Origin of the sequence: Rhizobium sp. Leaf341 (genome assembly GCF_001424325.1) — a bacterium.
Taxonomy (GTDB): domain Bacteria; phylum Pseudomonadota; class Alphaproteobacteria; order Rhizobiales; family Rhizobiaceae; genus Ferranicluibacter.
In genome coordinates this window covers 1-19,025 of record NZ_LMPE01000012.1, presented here as the reverse complement: position 1 = coordinate 19,025, position 19,025 = coordinate 1, and the positions used below count along the sequence as shown (strand labels likewise).

Below are 19,025 nucleotides of genomic sequence, written 5' to 3'. Positions count from 1 at the left end.
AGAATACGACATGGCCAGGCTCGAACTGCAGAACGTCGTCAAATCCTACGGCATCTACGAGGCCGTGCGCGGCATCAACCTTGCAATCGAGGATAAGGAATTCGTCGTCTTCGTCGGCCCGTCCGGCTGCGGCAAATCCACAACGCTGCGGATGATCGCCGGGCTGGAGCACATTACCGGTGGCGATATCGTCATCGGCGATCGCGTGGTCAATCGGCTGGGCCCGGGCAAGCGCGACATCGCCATGGTGTTCCAGAACTATGCGCTCTACCCGCATATGTCGGTGCGGGAGAACATCGCCTTCTGTCTGGAGCAGCAGCGCCTGGGCAAGAGCGAGATCGACACCCGCATCCAGACAGCCGCACGCACGCTTCACATTGAGGAACTTCTCGACCGCCGCCCTGGCCAGCTCTCCGGCGGTCAGCGCCAGCGTGTCGCCATGGGCCGCGCCATCGTTCGCAACCCGAAGGTATTCCTCTTTGACGAGCCGCTCTCGAACCTGGATGCGAAACTGCGCGTGCAGATGCGTACCGAGATCAAACGCCTGCACCAGATCCTGCCGACGACCACGGTCTACGTGACGCACGACCAGATCGAGGCAATGACCATGGCCGACCGCGTGGTCGTCATGAATGGCGGATTGATCGAGCAATGCGGCCCGCCGCAGCATCTCTATCATCACCCCGCAACCCGCTTCGTCGCCGGCTTCATCGGCTCGCCCTCGATGAACTTTCTGGATGCCCGGCTCGTCGAGGTCGACGGTCACCTCACGGTCCGCCTCGATGGCGGCGCGGATCTGCCGGTGCCTCGCGAACGCGTCGCCATCTACGCCGATCATATCGGCCGCCCGGTCACGCTCGGCATTCGCCCCGAAGCCCTGAGCGCCGAACAGCTGCGCCCGGGCTACGTTCCGCTGACTGCCCGGATTGACTTGGTGGAGCCCCTCGGGCCCTCAACCATGATCTACTTCGACATCGGGAAGACGACCCTCTGCGCCAGCATCGACCCCGAGGCAGGCGCGAAAGCGGGCGAGGAGATCGTCCTGTCTGTCAACATGAACCAGATGCACTTGTTCGACGCAGAGACGGGCATGTCCCTGACACCCGTTCCGTGACACGACAGGGTCGGCGGGAGGCAACGCCGGACAGCGGTTGGCGAACATCCGATTGTTCGTGTAACGCGATGCGAACCTGCAGCACCCGTTGAAAACGGAAATTCCTTGCGCTTTCGGCCATTTGCAGTTCGAGGCTGACGGCATATGAACCACCGGCTCGCGTTGCGACCGGAATTATTTCGCCGAACTGTCGATCACATCCGACGCCTTGAACGGAGTCGAACCGCCGACCTACTCCTGCACTCAACAGGTGAAGGCGCTCTTATCGCTCGATCTGCGAACATAAGTTGGCATTAGAATCCTGCACCGTCGTCACAGGCTAGGACTGAAGCAAGCTGCCATTTAACAAGATCTAAAACGAAGTCTAATGTTCTGGTCCGCTCATATCCCGACGCGACAGAGCGATCGTCAGCCATATCGCCGAAACCAGGAAGTAGAATGCCCCGACGCCAGCGTAGCCTGCGACCGTTGAGATAGAAGGTTCCTGCGGCATTTGTGCTTGAAAAATGAACAGCGCGCCGGCTATCGCGGATTGGCCACCGCTCAAAATCATAGCCCATTGACCGCCACTCGTTTTCCAACGGCGTAGCGCAGTGCCAAACTGCAGCAGCCCTGAAAAGATCGCCCATAGACCGAAGGCGCCGAGAACCCAGTTCATGTTCATTGTCAGTGCCAGGATCACGGCAATCGTCATGACGGAGCTCGCTGCGACGTTGATTGCCTGGCTCCGGTTGGCGGCAAGGCCACCGCTCCTCGCGGCATCGATGACGTTCGCGATTGCATCCCAAGCAGGATAAAGGATCAGCAGTGCGGCAGCCACCTCAAAGGAATGGCGGCCGATCGTCAAGGCGGCCGCAACCCAAAGCACTGAGAAGGCCGCTCTGCTAAAGTAATACTGCTTCAGCCACTGGTCGTTGCCACGCGGGGCACGGGATATCTGATGGTTCGGCATCGTTTTCTTCCACGTTCTGATTGATTAATTGATGAGACTGCTCGCACGCACTGTGTCAGAAGAAGCCGACGTGCTTGCCAAATGGAGTCTTCGCATCCCACTCATGTCGGCCGATCCGATCGCTTTCGCCGGAGAGTTTCGCAGCTGGCTTCTCTAAGAGCGCAACGATCTGTGAGCTGTCGTGCGCCGACGTCATGACATCAACGGCTTGATCACTCTCGGGACGCATGCGCTTCTCGAACGCCCTGTTGATCGCGCCCTGCCGCTTTGCAACCCATCGGCCATCGGGATCCGAGAGGATCGAGTTGGTCTGACCGATCGCAACAGGTGGCGAAGAAGCGGTCGCCGAGACGGGCATGACGTGTTGAACTAGGCGCCTGCTCATGAGCTGTGATCCTGTGACGGGTCGTTTGATTGCCTCAGATTGAACATTGTCATTGGAAGCGTTTGCGCTCATCTCAACGTCTTCCATCTGGGGCATTTTACGGCTGGAGATCAGGCATCGTCGATCGGTCGTCGCTGGCCGAAGCGGTAAGGCGGCTGCTCCGGCCAGTGACGGCGTGGTCTTCACATGGGGGGGAACCACACCATTCTTGCCGACGACCACCTGGTGAGCGACCGGGCCGGTTGCAGCCTTTTCGGCGGTGATGAAGACAACGGCGCCAGGAACGAGATCATCCTTGGTGGCTCCAGCGATGGTCACGACAGGTGTCCCATCCGGAATGGCGATCTTCTTTTCCTTGCCATGATAGGTCACGGTGACAGTCCGGCGATCGACGCCCTTAACGGCATCCGCGACCGTCGCATTGGTCATGCTGCTGTCGGGCTTCAGATCCCAACCATAGCTCCCCTCGCCCGTGCCTTTCATTGCCGGCGGGAAAGTCAGGACCTCAAGTGCGCCATTGCCGCCGTCGGCCTTTGGCATGGAGGCGATGCCGACGAAATCGCCCGGCTTGATGTCGGTGACCTTAGCATCTGCGACGCCTGCCACCTTCCAATCGTCAGCAAGCGCGACATCGATCGTCTTGCCTTCGCGCGTCTTCACTTTGAGAGTTGAACCCTGGTAGTCGACGATGCTGCCGCGGACATGAATCGGCGCGGCTTTCCTATTTTCGGCAGATGCGGGTGTCGAGAGGACGGTTACAGAAAGGATGTTGATCAGCCCGAGGGCCAGAGCGGGGGATACTTTCCTCATTTCTATCTTCCTACTAGTTGGTAGCTTTCTTGGGCGCGATTGACCTGATTAGGCTAGCTACGCAGGATTAGTGAGAGACATTCGGCGTAAGACGATTGAGAGCCGGTGCAAGTATCATCGAGAACACCTCGGGTTTCCCGTAGGCTCTCGCCGAGAGCATCGCGCCATACACCGTTGCGAGAAATGCTTCGGCTTCAACGTGCGGTTCGCTTGTAAGTCTGAGCGCTCCGCTTTTGCTTCCACGCTCCATCACTGTCGTCAGCCACGACGAAATGAAGCGGAAAAATGCCGTAACCTCCGTTGCGACTTCCGGCGGCAGCGAAGGCAGCTCACTGGCAAGCAAAGCACATACACAATAGGGTCTGCTCGCATCCTCGATGCATTTGGCCCAGTGGTCCGCATAGACCTTGAGGATGTCCAATGCGTCTGGAACGTTCTGTTCAAGGGTGACAACGCTCGCCTGACCGTCTTCCCTGTAGCGCTGGACCAGTTCACGCACCAGATCGGCCTTGCTAGGGAAGTGATGGTGGATGCTGGCCTTGCGGATGCCGACCACTTCCGAAATGTCTGCATAGCTGAACCCATTGTAGCCCCCCCTCATGATAAGGTTGCGGGCGGAGGCCAGAATTGCGTCGGACGTGGTCGAAAGATTGCTCATACGCGTTACCTACCTTCTAGTAGGCAGGGCGTCAAGCGCGAAAAATCGTTTTTCTTTAGCCGTCGGTCGAGACTGTAAGAGCTTTCCACGTCTCGAGTTCCTGCTGCAAACGCTCGATCCGCGCCGTCACGTGCCGGAGGGCATCGCTGCCAAGAAGGAGCTGCGGCGGAGGATTGTCCGATCCGATGAGAGCAAGCACGGCGGCGGCCAGTTTCCGGGGGTCACCGAGCTGCTTGCCGCTGACGGCCTGACGCGCCTCGCGGATCGGATCAAACAGGCTGTCGTAATCCGCAATCGACCTGTCGGTGCGGACCATGGACCGCCCAGCCCAGTCTGTCCGGAATGAGCCAGGGCAAAGTGTTGTCACGTGAACGCCAAAGGGGGCCATTTCCGAGCGCATGACCTCGGAAATCGCCTGAAGGGCAAACTTGCTGCCGCAGTAATATGCGATGCCGGGCATGGTGATCATACCGCCCATCGATGTGACGTTCACGATGAAGCCACGGCGGCGCTCACGGAACCTCGGAAGAAAGGCCTTGGCCACAGCGACGGCGCCGAACACGTTCACGTCAAACTGACGTCGCATCTCTTCAAGTGGCGATTCCTCGAGCACGCCCTCGTGACCGTATCCGGCATTATTGATCAGGACATCGACGGACCCGTGGTCGTCCTCCGCTTGCTGAACGACGTCAGGGATACGGTCGAAATCGGTGACATCGCAAAGGACCGCGTGCAGTTTCGGGAGAGTCTTTGCCAGCGCTTCGCGCGCGGCTTCGGAGCGGACGGTCCCGATGACGGCGTGACCGGCTTCGATTGCGGCCGTGGCGATCGCCAATCCAAAGCCGGAATTCGCCCCTGTTATGAAAAACGTTTTGATCGCCATCGGTGAAACTCCTTGATTAACCGTGGATGACAGATAATCTGAAGGCGACCCGAACTCGATTGCGAATTCTCTTAGTGTTTTGCCTGATCCTATGATTATAGAGGAACAGTCCGTCGTCCGTAACCGACTCGTCGCCGCGGCCGGGCAACTGGCCCCTCGCCTCGGCTACAATCAGACTGCGATCCGTTGTGTCCGTATCCTGCGCACCGAAGCGGTACTTGATGACGTCCCGGTTCTCTATAAGCCAGGGGCAGTTTTCGTCTTACAGGGAAGCAAATGCGGAATTCTGGAAGGCTGCGTCTACCTCTATGACGAGCACCACTATCTTGCTGTCTCAGTACCCGTTCCATTCCGGATGACGTCAAAAGCAAGTCCACAGCGGCCATTGCTTGCCGTCTATTTGGAGTTCGATATGCAGATGGCGGCCGAGATTGCTCTGCAGGTGGAGCAAATCGCAGGTCCTTCAGACGCCAAGCCGAGAGGGCTCCTCTCGAGCAGAACCGATCGCGATATCGAGGACGTCCTGCTTCGCCTGCTGACTGTGCTCGGCAACCCGGTCGAGAGCGCCGTGCTCGGGAGCTCCATCCTGCGTGAACTGCATTATCGGATCATGTCAGGGCCACAGGGTGACACGGTGATCGCGGCCCTTCAGCGGAAAGGAGCCTCGGGAAAACTGGTCGAGAGCGTGACCTGGCTGCGGGAGAACTACGCGGCCGAAATTGCCGTCGCGGATTTGGCCAAAAAGGTGGGCATGAGCGTGCCTTCCTATCACGTCCATTTCAAGAACCTGACCGGCTCAAGTCCGATGCAATATGTAAAGGCGATGCGGCTCCATGAGGCGCGACTTATGGTCGCCCGCCAGAGCGGGACCATTGCGGACGTCGCTGCGTCGGTCGGCTATGTCAGCCCTGCCCAATTCAGCCGCGATTTTAGAAGGCATTTTGGACGCACGGCGTCGGACGAGGCGAAGTGGGTCCGCCAGCATCTTGGTGAGCAGGGCTAACATGTTCTGGCGCGCTCCCGCAAAACCGCCAGATGGGCAGCATGTCACTGCAAGGCGGCTCGAAGGGCGGCTTCACAGTGAACCAGCGTCGTATCGAAGACGGGGACGCCGACATTCCCCTGGTTCAACAGCATGCCCACCTCGGTGCATCCAAGGATAAGACAGTCGCAGCCTTGATCGATCAGTCCCTGCGCGATCCGTTCATACGTCACGCGACTATCCTCACGAACCACATCGCGACACAACTCGTCATAGATGATGCGGTGGGTTTCCGCTCGGTCATCAGCATCAGGAACGGTTGGTGACAATCCTCGCGCGGTTAGGCGATCGGTGTAGAAACTCTGTTCCATCGTGAAGGCGGTCGCCATCAGCCCCGGCCTACGGAAGCCGCCGTCCAGGATAGCAGTCGCCGTTGCATCGGCGATGTGCACGAATGGGATCGACATCCCGAAAATGATTTCGTCCGCCACCTTGTGCATGGTGTTTGTCGCTAGAATGAGGAGGTCGGCACCACCGCGCTCCAGGGCAACGGCTTTCTCATGGAGGATATTTGCCGCCGTGTCCCAATCAGAGGATGCCTGTAGCTTCTCAATCTCATCGAAGTCGACCGACCTGATGAGAAGCTCAGGAGAATGAAGTCCGCCCAGGCTCTCGCGGGTAAGCCTGCAGAGTTCCCGGTAATAGATTTGGGTCGAAGTCGCGGACATTCCGCCTAATATGCCGATCGTCTTCAAATTCTTGGTCCATCTTCACGTGTTTCAGCCTGTTGCCGCCAACCCCTATCGTCAGGAGAACCCAACGACAGAGTGAGGTATGTAACTGCTTTCCAGATCTCTGATTTCAGCATCCGTGAGGCCGATGGTCAGCGCAGCGACAGCATCGTCCAAATGATGCAATTTGGTCGCGCCGACGATGGGTGCCGTGATCTCGGGTTTCGCATGAACCCAAGCGAGTGCGATCTGCGCTCTGGGAACCCCTCTCTCCTTCGCGATCTTTGCCACTGCCTCTACGACGCGCCTATCGGCCTCCGCGGTCATCGCAGTATAAAGGCCTTTTCCGATCTCGTCGGTTTCGGAGCGATCACTTTGCGCGTCCCAGTCGCGGGTTAAACGGCCGCGCGCGAGGGGGCTCCACGGGATAACGCCAATACCCTCTGCCTTGCAAAGCGGAAGCATCTCCCTTTCTTCTTCGCGATACAGCAGGTTCAGGTGGTTCTGCATGGAGACGAACCGTGACCATCCGCTTGCCTCCGAGACAGCGAGCATTTTCGAGAACTGCCATGCGTACATGGACGACGCACCGATGTAACGGGCTTTGCCTGCCTTGACGACGTCATGCAAAGCCTCCAGCGTTTCCTCGATCGGCGTATTATGGTCGAAGCGGTGGATCTGGTAGAGGTCAACATAGTCCGTCCCCAACCGCCTCAGGCTGGCATCGATCTCCGAAAGAATGGCTTTGCGGGACAGGCCGGCGCCATTTGGTCCTGGTTTCATCCGACCATTGACCTTCGTGGCGATGACGACGTCGTCTCTCTTTGAGTAATCCCTGATAGCGCGGCCGAGGATGTCTTCGCTCGTTCCATCCGAGTAGACGTTTGCAGTATCGAAGAAGTTGATTCCCAGTTCGATGGCTTTGCGGATAAAGGGGCGGCTTTGTTCTTCCGTTAGCGTCCAGAGGTGGCCGCCGCGATCCGGCTCGCCGTAGCTCATGCACCCGAGGCAGAGTTGGGAAACCTCCAGGCCGGTATGTCCAAGGCGCGTATATTCCATGTCTATCTCCAGTTTTGCGGCGAGAACTCGACGTGCCAGTCGCAGGTCCCGCCTTGATGCTTGTTCAAGCGCTTATGCCGCCATCGACGAGAATGCCCGAGCCGGTGATGTAGCCACCGCCTGGCCCCGCAAGGAATGCAACGGCCTCTGCGACCTCTCGGGTCCGACCGTATCGGGCAATCGACAGGCTCGGCAAGATCGCAGGTGCTAGCGCGCCATCGGCAGGGTTCATATCGGTGTCGATCGGGCCAGGCCGGACCAGATTGACGGTGATTTCCCGCGGACCCAGTTCGCGCGCTAGTCCACGTGTAAAACTTTCCAGAGCGGACTTGGTCGACGCATAGACCGCAATTCCTGCGAAAGGGACAGCCAAGCCTGCATTGCTGCCGGTACTGATGATGCGGCCTCCATTAGGAATGTGCTTCAGCGCTGCCTGTGTGATTAAGAAGACGCCACGCACATTGACGTTCAATTGAAGATCGATCTCGTCCAGTGGCTGTGAGGAGAAATCCCCCGCAAACAGGACGCCGGCATTGTTGACAAGGATGTCGAGGCCGTCGAGATCAGCAACAGTCCGCTCGACCGCAGCTCGAGCAGCGTCAGCGCTCGCGGCATCCGCTTGAATGGCAATGGCCTTGCAGCCCATCACTCCGATCTCGGCGACGATGGCTTCGGCCTTTTCCGCCGACCTCTCGTAGGTGATGGCGACGTCGGCGCCATCTTCGGCCAGTTTCAACGCGATGGCCGCACCGATACCGCGTGCCGCGCCCGTCACGAGCGCTCGCTTTCCCGCAAGCGGAGGAGTGGGAGCGTTGAACATGGGATTTACCTCAAAATGTTGCAATTGGATCGGGAGAGAAAGGGATTGTCCGCGGGTAGCCGAACGAGGTGAGGCGTGGTCACACCGTCAACGGATGCGTCGATGGCTAGATTTCTCAACGTTGGCATTTATCGGCGGGCTTCGTTGTTCGATGGAACGCCAGCAGACAGCCAACCTGCAACGAGAAGGCAGAGACCAATAGCGACGGCTGCGACACTGTAGGCATGGCCGATCGATCGCTCATCGGATGCTGAACCGAGGATTGAAAAAAACAATCCGCCGATAAGCGCTGTTGCTAAAGCGCCGCCTATCTGGAGCATCGAATTGACCAGGCCGGAGGCCAAACCCGACTGAGCCGGGTCAACCCGCTGAACGACAGTCTTCACGAGATTTGGGAGTGCAATTCCCTGACCGGCGCCAATAAGGAACAGGGCAACGAAGAGGAACTCTGGCGCCCCGAAGGAGATCAGCGCGGCGGTCCCGAACAATCCAGCCGCTTCCAGGGTCATGCCTGCGGCTGCGGAATACCTGCCGAAGACGCGAAAGATGCTCCCGCTTGCAAACGGCCCCAAAACGAACCCGAGGGCGGCAGGAAGGATTGCAACTCCGGCCTCGAAAGGCGTGCGGCCCAGGCCGCCTTGTTGGTAGACCGAGAATGTCAGCCAGAAAGCCGCAAAGGCATAGAAGAACAGGGCTGAGAGAAGCCCGCGCTTCAATCCGGGAACCTGAAGCAGTCGAGGTTCGACGATAGGATCGCCTCCTGCTGCCGCCACTGTCCGCTCATATCGCCAGAAGAGCAGAAGAAGTGGCAGGGAAGCCGATAGTACCAAGACCGACCAGATCGGCCACCCGCGTTCACGGCCCTCAATGAGCGGCGAGATCAGCGCAAACAACGCAACGGCGATCAGCGTCGCCCCACCCAGATCCAGCTTCGTCGCGTGCTGCGATCGGGTCTCGCGCAACATTGCCAGCGCGGCCGGCGCGGCGATCGCGATTACGGGAAGGTTGATGAGGAAAATGGTTCTCCATCCGAGGCCGAAGACATTCAGGGCAATCAGCGCGCCACCGAGAAAGAGGCCGACCATCGATGCCACCCCAAATGTCAGGGCATAAAAGCTGAGTGCTCTCGACTTCTCGTGGTCGGGAAAAATCGCATTGATGGATGCCAAAGCCTGCGGCGCCATGATGGCTGCCGCAAACCCTTGAAGGATACGACCGCTGACAAGTACCGAGGGGGACCAGGCAAAGCCGCACAAGGCAGAGGCGGCAGCAAACGCCACCATTCCAGCCAGAAAGATGTTCCGTCGACCATAAAGGTCGCCAAGCCTGCCACCCGTGATCAGCATCACTGCGTAGGTCGTTGCATAGCCTGAGATGATCAGCTGCATCGTCGAGGCGGACGCCTGGAAGTCCTCCCGGATCGAGGGCAGCGCCACGTTGACGATGAAGAAATCCAGCGGGGGCAGAAAAGCCCCGGTCAGCAAGATGGCCAATGCCGTCCACCTGCGTGGATCGAGGCCGTCTTTCCCGTCATGGGATGGTGTCAACGTTCTCTCCATTTCGAGACTCGAAACCGCTCAAGCGAGTTTGCAGAATGCGTTCATTCGGAACTGAATGGTTCCTAATTAGAGTCAGTGAAGCGGCTTCAGCGCGAAGTCGACCATCGCCTTGGTGTCGTCGCGATCCGCTCCTGTTTTCCCGAGAACTCTCATTCCTTGGATCTGACACACGAGGAACCTCGCCAGAGTTCGCTCGTCCAGCAACGGATCAATCTCACCCAGGGCCTGGGCTCTTATGATGGCAGCCGCGTAGAGATCCTGCAGTCGCCGGAAGAGTTGTGTGATTCGAGCAGAAACCTCTTCGTCCGCAGGGAGCATCTCGACAGCCGATAACACGACGAAGCACCCACGCAGCCCCTCCTTGCCGGAAGACTCTTCGACCTGCCGCGAGAAGGCTTGCTTGATTGCAGCTTTGGGCGACGGGTTGGAATGCAGGATTTCGCCAAGCTTGCGAATGGCGTCTTCGATATAGACATCAAGCGCGCGGAGATACAGGCCGCGCTTATCCACGAAAGCTTTGTAGAAACTACCTCTCGATAGCTCCATTCCTTCGAGCAGATCGGGCAAAGACGCGTCGTGATACCCATGCTTCCAGAAGACATTTATCGCCTTGCGAACTGCATCATCAAGTTCGAATTCACGAGGACGGCCGGCGGACGGAGAGGTCTGGGTGCTTTTTACCATGACGACAATATGGAACCATTCAGTTCCTATTGCAAGGGCTGTTTCCTGACGCTAGGTAGATGTCCGTGATGTCGTGGCGATGCCCTCTTCGAATGGGGCCGCTTCTCTTTTTCAGGAAATGGTGCAGCATTATGGATCGCGAAGTCATTATTCCGGAGGAAATGCGCGAAATCGTCGCCCGCGCAGGATATGCCCCGGCGATTCAGGTTGGTGATACGATCTACGTCGTCGGGCAAGTTGGCCGCACGAAGGACTTGCAGGTGATTGAGGACCCGCGAGACCAGTTCAGGGCCATGTGGGAGAACCTCCGCATCGTCCTCGAGGCCGCGAACTGCACCTTCGACGACGTGGTGGAGATGACGAGCTATCATGTGGAGATGTCGAAGCACATGGAGATCTTCCGGACGGCGAAGAACGAAGTCTTTCCCAAAGGAACCTACGCATGGACCTGCATCGGCGTCGCCGAACTCGCGCATCCTGGCTTGCTAGCAGAGGTGAAATGCGTCGCGGTGAAGCGATAGCGGTTTGGGTTCACACCGATCGACGCGCGGGCAACGCCGCTTTGCTCGGGGGCGTTACCGCGTACGGGGCCCGGCTCTCGAACGGATTCGAACCAGCACCCAGTCGGGATTGATGGGTTATGAAACTGCTGACGAGTTAGGCAAAAACAACATTTCCTAATCCGCGCACGTGCCGAGGATCTACGAGATCGGCTTAATATCGGCATCAATCCGTTCCAACACTCTATCGGGTAGAAGAGCTCGCTCAGGCAGAGGCCGCCCCATGATAAATCAGCGACCAATTTTTGAGGTGCATGTCGCCATTGCCTGTCTGGACAGCCAAAGCCAGTCGTCGGACGAACTTGAGGGCTGCCGCTGATGAAACGGCGACCCCAAGGGCCACGGCGATATCATGATAGGCGGCACCCAACCCGGAACAACGATTGCTTGCAAGAGGGATCACAGAGCAGATTGCTTAACCTGTCTCGGAAAGCTTTGGGAGCTCGAGAGCGAACGCTGCGCCAGCCTCGGAATCGATCAGTTCAATCGTGCCACCATAGGCTCCGAGCATGGCGCGGACGATCCCGAGACCCATGCCCGTTCCACCCATCTCTCTGCGTGTTGAGAAAAACGGCTGAAAAATTCTATCCCAATTGGATGGCGCAATGCCACGCCCGTTGTCCCGCACGATCAGCGCGACCTGCTGCTCGCTGACGGCGACCGCGATATTCAGTTCCGTGGCCCCATGCTGTCCGGCATTTTCGGCGAGATTGGAAAGAACGATGGTTGCGGTCTCCGCTGGCAGTCCGAACGAGCTAGATGCCAGTCCGGCCGCCGTGATCCGCAATGTCGGAAACTGCTCTCGCAGCCTTGGCAGCACCGCCTCCAGGTTTGCCTGGCCCCTGACGTTCGGCAGTTCGGCGTTGGAGAGCTCGCGCAGCCTTGAAAGCAGAATGTCCAACCGCTTTGCATCCGCGATGATGTTGTCCAGAAAACGCTGCCTTTGTGGAAACGACATCGGGTAATCGGCATCATCATCGCGTAACAGCTCGGCGGCGCCGCGGATCGCCGTCAACGGAGATTTCAACTCGTGCGAGACGTACATCGCGAACGAACGAACATAATCGGTCCGGTCCACCAGCTTGCCGGCAAGATCGAGGAAACTCTGCGACAGGGTTGCGATCTCCTGGGTTCCATAGCGATCCAATGGCTGGATCTCCGCCTTTCCTCCGCGTGCAATCGCCTCCGTCCGTGCGATCAGGGCATTGATCGGCGTGGTGATCGTTCGCGTCAGCACATAGGCGACGACAACGGTGAAGGCCAATGCGACAATCAGCGCGGTGATCTCTGCAGGCTCCATTTTGCCAGATGTTGCCTCGACCGCCCGAAACCAGGCGATGACAGCCACAGGAAGCGCCATCACCGCTAGAAGCACAGTGTAAATGACCAGGGCCAACCCCGGCCGCCACTTCATCTTGACCTTGGGTGCCTCCATCATCGGCCGCCGCCTTCGGGGCGGGCAAGCTTGAAGCCCATGCCATGGACAGTTACGATCAGTCCATGTCCTCCCACCTCAGAGAGTTTGGCCCGAATGTTGCGGATGTGGCTGTCGATGGTACGATCAGCGACATAGGTGTTGGGACCATAGGCGGCTTCCATCAGTTGTTCGCGTTGGAAAACTCTATTCGGCCTCGACAGAAGAGTTTCGAAAATAGCGAACTCCAGGGCCGTCAAACTGAATGGCTTACCCGCAAACACGACACTACGGGACCCGCGCTCAAGCGTTAAGTCTCCCATGGTCAGGCGTTCGCTGTCGTCCTCTGCCGACGTTGCAGCGGATGGACCACCGCGTTTCAGGATTGCCTTGACACGGGCAACCAGTTCACGCGGGCTGAACGGCTTGGTGACATAGTCGTCGCCACCCAGCTCGAAGCCCAGTATACGATCAATCTCCTCGTCCCTGGCAGACAGGAACAGGATAGGCAAAGTCGAAGTTTTACGGATCTGTCGGCAAACCTCCAGACCATCCATGTCGGGCATGCCGATATCGAGAACGACGAGATCGACATTGTCGCGGCGGAAAGCCATCATCGCTTCATTCCCGTTCCGCGCCGTCGATGTCGTCATGCCCTCCCGCTCCAGTGCGAAGCACAACACATCGCGAATATGGGGTTCGTCATCAACGACGAGAATACGATATGCCATTGCCTGCCCTGCTAGAACTGTCTGTTGCCGTTTTCCCTGTTCTCTCGCGATGTTGCAACGGTTGATTGAAGATAAGCTTCGAGTCTCGCTCCACGGAATGTCCAGCTGCGCCAATCCTTGGGCAATCTCTCGAATTCGCCAACAAGGGACTGTCTGACCTGTTGTGCCCGAAACAGCATAGGGCCGCTATAAGCTGTATCTGCGGGTGCGAGCCTTGCGATGTAGAGATCGACGGCCGGAATGGAGGATGTTCCCAGGGAGGCGATATAGTCGAAATCCAGCATGATGCCTTCTCCGCTGACTTCATAGCTGTGAAGAACATTGAAGCGCGCGATAACCCCGGGAAGGTCGACAAGGGCACAGACATACAACACGCAGACGAGCACTGCCATGTTAGCAGCGATGAGCCATTCGTTGCTGAGGCGCAGGATGAAACGCAGCAGGATCAGAAACAGTCCGACGGCGACCATACCCATCCAGATGCCGGCTGCAACCCGCATTTCGGTCAGCGAATAGGCTCCGACATAGAGGTCCAGCCGCAGCAGCGATGACAGGCAGAGAAGGATGTTCTGAGCAATCCAGGCGAACACGAGTCCACGAATGAGAAAGCTGCTGTCACCGGGGCCACCACGCTTCATGGTCACCAGCATGAAGGCCGCCGCCAGTAGTGCGGTCGCGATGAGCGGGTACGCGCCACGGTGGGCATATTCAGCATGAGTGAGGCCATCAGGCAGGTTCGCGCCGCTCCAGAGATAGATGATATCAAGGGATGATTGCACTGCAAAAAGCGCGTTGAATAGAATGAGAGACCGCAGCAGGAAGCCGTGACCCAACAGCGGGTTTGCAACACGGATCGCACACTCGCTACGCGGGCCCCGCCTTGATATACGGCGCGCAAGTTTCGGCCGGAGCATGGCCCATACGCAGGTGGCGACGACCAGCCAGAAACCGATTCGCCAAAGATCGAAAAGCTGCAGCACGAGCGTGACATCGATATCTCGGATCGTCTGCTCAATCAGCGGATTGGCAATGGAGAAAAGCACCAGAAACACGGATGCCAATGTGAGTGGCAACATCCAGAGAGCAATCGCCCGTCCTATGGCCAGCATCGATGAATCATGCCGCGGCGACAGGAATTGGCGCCAGCAGGCTTCAACGATGGGTAACGGCAGTGCAAAGGCGAACCTGATCAGAACCACAGACATTCGGCTCCAGCTTCGCGGAATCATCCCCGAGCATGCTAGCGCTGTAGACATGACGGTGCATGTTGCGATTGCAATCCCGAGCGTCGTGACGGTTTCTAACAGCGGCAAGCTCCCAAGGACGGAAAGGCTGAGAAGTAAAAGCTTGCTTGTCAGTGTCAGTTGCCTTCGGGATAAGGCCAGAACGGCGACAGTTAAGCCTGCAGCAAGAACGAAGAGATTGAATCCCGGCTCCCGGCCATAGGCAAGATAATCTGAAAGGGCGACCAACATGAAAACTGCGGTAATGCGTCCTTTGTGAGCTCTTACCTTGATGTTTGTTGGCGATACCTGGCAAATACTCAATGGCTGATCCTCGCTCTTGATACCCGTTCCCTCGCCAGAGACCGGTCCTCTTTAAGCTGCCTAGATGTGATCGTCGCAGGCTCAATCAGCCACCAACCATCCTTGAGAAGGCGTGGTGGAAGGTTGCAGGGTCTGATATCGGGTGATGTCTTGATTTTGCTCATGACGAGAGCATGGGGCCTGCGTTTGCAGAAACTGTGCAGGCGATGAGGAGATAGTCAGGAATTCATTCGAGCTCTATGGCGGTAGCCCAACCTGGCGGACTTGGTGCTCGGCCGTGTTTTTCAGCGGCAGGTGGCGATCGTCTTTAGCAAAAAGGCGACGACGATGCCGCAGGTTTAAGTGCTCGATTGAGAAGGATATGTGCTCTGAACGGAAAAATTTATCGACGCTGGCTCTGGATTGGCTCATGCGGATGAACCGCAAACCTCTTTCGCTACGAGCGATTCATCGCTGGCGCCGGCGATAGCCACCGAAGCCTTCAACGCGTTTCGGTTGTGCGAAGCAGAGGTCGGAGATGGGTCATAAAACGCGTATTGAACCTCGCGGATCAGCCCTATCTTTTGTCGGAACACTTGCTTTTATAATCGATCGCTTAAGTTTTGAGGGCCTTATGCTCCTCAAGGCTTTATGAAGCCGATCGGCCTTTCCCCGCCTACAAGGAATCGAAGCGCTAATTTCTCTTAGCCAGAAAACCGATGCGTTCTTGAAATCCAGATCGAGTTGTAAGCTGCGCCAAGCCTCGCCCAACTTGGGGTATAGATCTTTTACGGCCTTGCCATGCTGAACCAATCAACGAACGGTGTTGTCTTCCCGATTCCGCGAGATATGGCTGAAGTCCAGATGCTGGCTGTCTTCCAGGATGAGCTTGAGCACGCGCGGTGGCGTCAGAGGTAGTTATGCACGGGCTTGCCGATGGCGTTGGCGACCGCCCAGGCGACGACGGCGCCGACATTGAGGATCGGCACTTCTCCGGCACCCTTGGTACCTAGCGGGCCGATGACGGCCCGCCCTCGTAAAGATCGATCTGCACGGGCACGACGTCCTGCGCCAGAGGAAGCCGGTAGGTCTCGAAGCCCGACTGCCGGATACGCCCGACATCATCTAGCAACATTTCTTCATGAAGGGCATATCCCAGTCCCTGGACAACGCCCCCTTGAATCTGGCCGCGAATGGCACGCGGATTGAGTGCCCGCCCGACATCCTGAACCACACGGTAATCCAGGATCTCCACGTGACCCGTATTTGAATCCACCGCCACCTGACATTCATGGACCGCGAAGACGGGAATATCGATGGCATCGATGAAATGCCCCATCGCGCAGCCGGCCATTGCCGGCACGCCGGGCTTTGTGAACGCCCCGCTTCCGGCGACGGCGCCAAACAGCTCCTGCGCCCCTTCCGCCACGGCTGAAATCGTCGTACCCGAGCCGGGAACCCCGATGATCTCCACTCGGCCATCGGCCCGGGCAAGCCGTTCAGCCTTGGTCTGTAGCATCTCGCTGGCGACGGTGAGGATCTTTTCGCGCACCTCTTTACAGGCCGCCATGCTGGCCGCGCCGATCGACACCGTGGTCCGGCCGCCGACGCCTAGATCGAAGCCGGAAGCATCCGTGTCGGCCGCCTTGACGATGACGTCGCTCGGATCAATGCCGAGGCTGGACGCCGCGATCTGGGGCAGCGACTGCATCATCGTTCCCGAGCCGATCTCGACACCGGAGGTCACCAGCTTGGCGCTGCCGTCGGTCTTCAGATTGACTGTTGCGGCCGAAGGACCGACGAAGATGAACCAGGTGCCGACAGTGGTTGCGCGGCCGTAGAGCCGGTTGCCGGCAAGCGAATGTTTTTCCGGCGATGTCTGCTTGAGTTGCTTCATGCGGTCGAGCATGGGACCGAGCACGTTACCTTCGAACACCTGCCCGGTGGCGCCGATGACGTTGTTCCTGCGGAATTCAAGCGGGTCCATGCCGATGGCTTGGCAGATCTCGTCCGTATGGCGTCCCAGCGCAAAGGTGTTGTAGACCCCGTTCCAGGCCCGGAATGCGCCATTGGGCGCCGTATTGGTGTAGGCGGCGCGACTTGAAGGTCGAACCGAACCGAGCCTGTAGTTTCCACCAAGCGTATGCGCGATCATGGTCGTCAGGAGACCTGCTGGCCGCCATAGGCACCGCAATCCATCAAGACGGTCGCTTCCCGGCCGACGATCTCGCCGGCCTTTGTCGCAGCCGAACGGATCCGGATCTTCGCGTTCTCCCGACACAGACAGGTCAGCATTTCCTCGCGCCGCGAGTTGACAAGTGCGACCCTGTGTCCGGTCGCTCGCGCAAGAATGGCGGCAAAAGGTTCCAGGGAGCAATCGAACTTCAGCCCGAAGGCGCCGCCGACGGGCGGCACGGTTACGCGCACCTGAGAGTCGGGGACGCCGAGAACCTTGGCCGTGGCATGACGGACGGTCCAGGGCACCTGTGTCGAGGTTTGTATATGGAACCGGCCGTCCTCGAACGAGGCGACGACCGCACGCGGCTCGAAGGGAACACGGTTCTGCCGTCCGACCCGGAAGCAGCTGTCGATGATCTCGACATCGGGCCGCGCGAAAGCCGCATCCGTATCACCACCGACAACCTTGGCTTCCCAAGCGACATTTCCCCCTCTTGCTGCCCCTTCCAGCTCCAGTTCCAGGATGATGGCCGCCGCGGCGGCTTTCGCCTGTTCCAGGGTTCCGGCGGCGACTGCGGCGATCGGCTCGCCATCATACCGGATGACGTCCCTAGCAAAGAGGGGATGATCGGCGATACCGATGCCGTGCATCCCCGGCGCATCATCCGCGCTCGCGATCGCCCGAACGTACGGCATTTTCCGCGCAATGGACGTATCTAGCGTGACGATCCGGGCCGAAGCAACCTCCGCCTGCAACAGGCAGGCATGGAGCGTGCCGGGGTGACATGATCCACCGTATACCGTCTGCGCCCGCGCGGCTTGTCGCGCGTGTCCCGGCGTGCAAGATTCATGACCGCCTTGGTCGGATCTACAAATGTGTTCATTCCACAGCCTCCAGAGCCGGCCGCAGCGACAGTGCGGCATTGATGATGCGTGCATAGCCGGTGCAACGCCGAATATTACCGACAAGGGCTTCCTTCATCTCCTCCCGGCTTGCCGCCGGCCGGCGGTCCAGGAACTCCGTCAGGCTCATCACCACGCCGGGAAAGCACATGCCACACTGGACGACGTCGTGATCTTCGAACGCTTCTCGCAACGGCGTCAGGTCCCTTCGAGAACCAGATCTTCGATCATGACGATCTCGCAATCCTCGAGAAGCGCGACCGGCCGCAGGCAGGCTGCGTTTCGGCTTTGCCATGTCAGCCTCCGTGCCAGCGTCTCGGCCGTCTCCCGCGCGAGCACGGTGCGTGCCCCGCAGCGGTTGAGCACGAAGCAGGCGGTGAGGTCAGGCCGGTAGATGCGCGCCTCGGTGACGAGGGCTAGCATCTCGCCCGAGGCCCAGCATCGAGCGGCGACGGCTGTAGCGGGATCAGCACCAAGTCGGGTGCGAGCAAGGCCGAGCGCATCAGGCTGCGACACGTGGTGGTCTGTCGATCACGATTATGTCGGAGTCGCGGGCAAGCTCGGGGGGCTTCCCGATGCAGTGTGTCACGCGCCAGGTCGACGAGACCGAACAGACGCGACAGACCCTCACGGGCGCGCTGGTGCGACCAGTCAAGCGCAGACCCTTGCGGGTCGGCGTCGATCAATAAACAAGACACGCTTGCCCTGCCGTACCCATTCGCCAGCAAGGTTCAGCGCCAGCGTCGTCTTGCCGACACGGCCTTTTTGATTGAGCAACGCGACGATCATGGCTCACCCGCCTGATCGTCGAGCGGAAGACGGGAAAAGACTTGCCGACATCAGCAGCCGTAAAGCCGTCTGTACGAAATGACGTACTGGGATCACCGGCGCGCTGTGAGCCGATGGCGCGTGCTTCGTGGCCAGAGCTGCCTCGGGAAGTTTGAATAGCCGCGATAAGTTGAATTCTGCCTAAACTTGGCTTAGACGCCGGAAACAGCGGATAGCATGACGAGACGACCACGCGTGCACGCCAAGGCATTGGAACGCAAAAACCCCCGGACCTTTTGGCCCGGGGG

At 58.7% G+C, this 19,025-nt stretch carries 17 protein-coding genes and 3 pseudogenes; 3 read left to right on the top strand and 17 right to left on the bottom strand.

The annotated features are described in order from the left end of the window. Positions 1 to 10: 10 nt before the first annotated feature. On the top strand, positions 11 to 1,114 hold the full coding sequence (locus ASG03_RS13080; RefSeq protein ID WP_062693894.1) for an ABC transporter ATP-binding protein: 1,104 nt from the start codon (positions 11 to 13) through the stop codon (positions 1,112 to 1,114). A 364-nt stretch (positions 1,115 to 1,478) separates the two neighbouring features. Here the strand turns inward: ASG03_RS13080 and ASG03_RS13075 are convergent, their stop codons facing one another. The 4 genes and pseudogenes from ASG03_RS13075 to ASG03_RS13060 all read right to left on the bottom strand — a co-directional run bounded on the left by ASG03_RS13075 (position 1,479) and on the right by ASG03_RS13060 (position 4,802). After that, a complete protein-coding gene (locus ASG03_RS13075; protein ID WP_062693893.1) occupies positions 1,479 to 2,066 on the bottom strand; it encodes a hypothetical protein in 588 nt (195 codons plus the stop codon). A 574-nt stretch (positions 2,067 to 2,640) separates the two neighbouring features. Continuing rightward, positions 2,641 to 3,261, bottom strand: a pseudogene (locus ASG03_RS13070) (hypothetical protein); the annotation flags it as partial. Between the two features lie 67 nt (positions 3,262 to 3,328). Further along, the gene (locus ASG03_RS13065) at positions 3,329 to 3,919 is read right to left on the bottom strand and encodes a TetR/AcrR family transcriptional regulator (RefSeq protein ID WP_062693892.1); all 591 of its coding nucleotides are present in this window, start codon (positions 3,917 to 3,919) and stop codon (positions 3,329 to 3,331) included. Positions 3,920 to 3,974: 55 nt separating this feature from the next. Next, positions 3,975 to 4,802 carry an oxidoreductase gene (locus ASG03_RS13060; RefSeq protein ID WP_062693891.1) on the bottom strand — a complete coding sequence of 276 codons (828 nt, stop codon included), beginning with the start codon at positions 4,800 to 4,802 and terminating at the stop codon, positions 3,975 to 3,977. Positions 4,803 to 4,893: 91 nt separating this feature from the next. Between ASG03_RS13060 and ASG03_RS13055 the strand changes: the two genes are divergently transcribed. Next, positions 4,894 to 5,805 carry an AraC family transcriptional regulator gene (locus ASG03_RS13055; protein ID WP_062693890.1) on the top strand — a complete coding sequence of 304 codons (912 nt, stop codon included), beginning with the start codon at positions 4,894 to 4,896 and terminating at the stop codon, positions 5,803 to 5,805. A gap of 44 nt (positions 5,806 to 5,849) precedes the next feature. Here the strand turns inward: ASG03_RS13055 and ASG03_RS13050 are convergent, their stop codons facing one another. The 5 genes from ASG03_RS13050 to ASG03_RS13030 all read right to left on the bottom strand — a co-directional run bounded on the left by ASG03_RS13050 (position 5,850) and on the right by ASG03_RS13030 (position 10,637). Continuing rightward, the gene (locus ASG03_RS13050) at positions 5,850 to 6,539 is read right to left on the bottom strand and encodes an aspartate/glutamate racemase family protein (RefSeq protein WP_062693889.1); all 690 of its coding nucleotides are present in this window, start codon (positions 6,537 to 6,539) and stop codon (positions 5,850 to 5,852) included. 51 nt (positions 6,540 to 6,590) lie between these two features. After that, the gene (locus tag ASG03_RS13045) at positions 6,591 to 7,574 is read right to left on the bottom strand and encodes an aldo/keto reductase (RefSeq protein ID WP_062693888.1); all 984 of its coding nucleotides are present in this window, start codon (positions 7,572 to 7,574) and stop codon (positions 6,591 to 6,593) included. A 64-nt stretch (positions 7,575 to 7,638) separates the two neighbouring features. Continuing rightward, positions 7,639 to 8,394: an SDR family oxidoreductase gene (locus ASG03_RS13040; RefSeq protein ID WP_062693887.1), complete on the bottom strand. Its 756-nt coding sequence runs from the start codon at positions 8,392 to 8,394 to the stop codon at positions 7,639 to 7,641. A gap of 128 nt (positions 8,395 to 8,522) precedes the next feature. Next, positions 8,523 to 9,941: an MFS transporter gene (locus tag ASG03_RS13035; RefSeq protein ID WP_443216615.1), complete on the bottom strand. Its 1,419-nt coding sequence runs from the start codon at positions 9,939 to 9,941 to the stop codon at positions 8,523 to 8,525. Between the two features lie 84 nt (positions 9,942 to 10,025). Next, a complete protein-coding gene (locus ASG03_RS13030; RefSeq protein WP_244475251.1) occupies positions 10,026 to 10,637 on the bottom strand; it encodes a TetR/AcrR family transcriptional regulator in 612 nt (203 codons plus the stop codon). Between the two features lie 131 nt (positions 10,638 to 10,768). On the opposite strand from ASG03_RS13030, the gene ASG03_RS13025 reads away from it, so the two are divergent. Next, a complete protein-coding gene (locus ASG03_RS13025; RefSeq protein ID WP_062693885.1) occupies positions 10,769 to 11,158 on the top strand; it encodes a RidA family protein in 390 nt (129 codons plus the stop codon). 259 nt (positions 11,159 to 11,417) lie between these two features. Here the strand turns inward: ASG03_RS13025 and ASG03_RS21055 are convergent. The 8 genes and pseudogenes from ASG03_RS21055 to parA form a co-directional block, all read right to left on the bottom strand. Next, positions 11,418 to 11,564: pseudogene (locus ASG03_RS21055) on the bottom strand (HipA domain-containing protein); the annotation flags it as partial. A gap of 48 nt (positions 11,565 to 11,612) precedes the next feature. Continuing rightward, positions 11,613 to 12,632, bottom strand: a complete 1,020-nt coding sequence (locus ASG03_RS13020; protein ID WP_062694037.1) for a HAMP domain-containing sensor histidine kinase — start codon at positions 12,630 to 12,632, stop codon at positions 11,613 to 11,615. After that, positions 12,632 to 13,342, bottom strand: a complete 711-nt coding sequence (locus tag ASG03_RS13015) for a response regulator transcription factor (protein WP_062693884.1) — start codon at positions 13,340 to 13,342, stop codon at positions 12,632 to 12,634. The genes ASG03_RS13020 and ASG03_RS13015 overlap by 1 nt, the downstream gene beginning before the upstream one ends. Before the next feature lie 11 nt (positions 13,343 to 13,353). Further along, positions 13,354 to 14,817: a DUF4153 domain-containing protein gene (locus ASG03_RS13010; protein WP_082475737.1), complete on the bottom strand. Its 1,464-nt coding sequence runs from the start codon at positions 14,815 to 14,817 to the stop codon at positions 13,354 to 13,356. 1,060 nt (positions 14,818 to 15,877) lie between these two features. Continuing rightward, entirely contained in the window at positions 15,878 to 17,023 is a 1,146-nt protein-coding gene (locus tag ASG03_RS22135; RefSeq protein WP_274533655.1) for a xanthine dehydrogenase family protein molybdopterin-binding subunit, read from the bottom strand. Between the two features lie 5 nt (positions 17,024 to 17,028). Next, entirely contained in the window at positions 17,029 to 17,970 is a 942-nt protein-coding gene (locus tag ASG03_RS22130) for a xanthine dehydrogenase family protein molybdopterin-binding subunit (protein WP_274533654.1), read from the bottom strand. Then, positions 17,927 to 18,142 carry a 2Fe-2S iron-sulfur cluster-binding protein gene (locus tag ASG03_RS21050; RefSeq protein ID WP_244475250.1) on the bottom strand — a complete coding sequence of 72 codons (216 nt, stop codon included), beginning with the start codon at positions 18,140 to 18,142 and terminating at the stop codon, positions 17,927 to 17,929. The genes ASG03_RS22130 and ASG03_RS21050 overlap by 44 nt, the downstream gene beginning before the upstream one ends. Positions 18,143 to 18,255: 113 nt before the next feature. Continuing rightward, a pseudogene (parA, locus tag ASG03_RS13000) lies at positions 18,256 to 18,738 on the bottom strand (ParA family partition ATPase); the annotation flags it as partial. Between the last annotated feature and the right edge of the window lie 287 nt (positions 18,739 to 19,025).